The organism is Gluconobacter thailandicus F149-1 = NBRC 100600 (genome assembly GCF_000964465.1).
Lineage (GTDB): Bacteria > Pseudomonadota > Alphaproteobacteria > Acetobacterales > Acetobacteraceae > Gluconobacter > Gluconobacter thailandicus.
Genome location: NZ_BANH01000125.1, coordinates 1 through 1,169, shown reverse-complemented (window position 1 = coordinate 1,169; position 1,169 = coordinate 1). Strand labels below are relative to the sequence as shown.

Annotated in this window: 2 protein-coding genes; one reads left to right on the top strand and one right to left on the bottom strand. The window is 50.7% G+C overall.

The window, feature by feature from the left end:
* Positions 1-453, top strand: a 453-nt coding sequence (locus B7444_RS16025; RefSeq protein WP_048855240.1) for a recombinase family protein, incomplete at its 5' end; no start/stop codon positions are given.
* Between the two features lie 263 nt (positions 454-716).
* Here the strand turns inward: B7444_RS16025 and B7444_RS16020 are convergent.
* Positions 717-1,169 (bottom strand): recombinase family protein (locus tag B7444_RS16020; RefSeq protein WP_048855239.1); only part of this gene is annotated, 453 nt, incomplete at its 5' end.

The window sequence follows — 1,169 nt, the reverse complement described above, 5'->3', positions numbered from 1 at the left end:
AAGATTTCAGGTGTCATCAGGTCAGATGACAGACCTCAGTTCGGAAAGCTCCTGAAGATGATTCAGGCCGGGGATGAGCTGGTCGTGATGAAGCTCGACCGCCTTGGAAGGTCTACCCTCGATATCCTGACAGTCATCCAGAACCTTAGAGGGCAGGGCATTGCCATCACCATTGAAGGAGTGGGGACCATAAGGGATGATATGATGGGAAGTCTCACCATGAACCTTCTGGCCTCCTTTGCAGAGTTCGAGCGTGCCCTGATTATCGACAGAACCCAGTCAGGTAGGAAGACAGCCATGGCCAATGGTGTCAGGATGGGGAGAAAGCCCAAACTTTCCAGTCAAGCAAGGGACGCCATCAAGAGACGTTATGGAAGTGAGACAGGAGCAGCATTGGCAAAAGAATATGGGATTGGCTTGCGGACTGTTCAGAGAGTCGCAGCAGGAGGCTGATTTTAGGGGCTCACAGAATCCCTAAAATGGCTTAGACTGCCTCCACCGTTGTCCCCAAAGTTGCTTTTCTCTGGGCACATAAGTGTTTGATTTCATTGATTTATAGGTACTTGGCTGGGGCGGGAGGAATTAGCCAAAAAAGCCGATGTCTCAATAAAATCAAGCGGTTAGGTCGAGGAAAACAGACAAGTTTGGAGACGACTTTGGAGATAACTCCGGAGACAAGGATAGCTTATCTGGGCTGTTTTGCAATCCATTTTGCATCATGCTGCGGAAGCTATTCGCTGGATTGTCCTCAAGCCAACGCCATACTCGTTGGCTAAGGATTTCCCGGTCTCGCTCCCATAACGTCGCTTGATGGCATTTTGAGCTTGGGGAGAAAGCTTCTCCTTCCTTCCCATTCGTACTCCGTTGGCCATTGCTCTTTTTCTGCCGGACTGGGTTCTGTCGATAATCAGAGCACGCTCGAACTCTGCAAAGGAGGCGAGGAGGTTCATGGTAAGGCTTCCCATCATGTCATCCCTGATGGTCCCCACTCCTTCAATGGTGATGGCGATGCCCTGACCTCTCAGGTTCTGGATGACTGTCAGGATATCGAGGGTAGACCTTCCAAGTCGGTCGAGCTTCATCACGACCAGCTCATCCCCGGCCTGAATCTTTTTCAGGAGCTTCCCGAACTGAGGTCTGTCATCTGACCTGATGACACCTGAAATCTT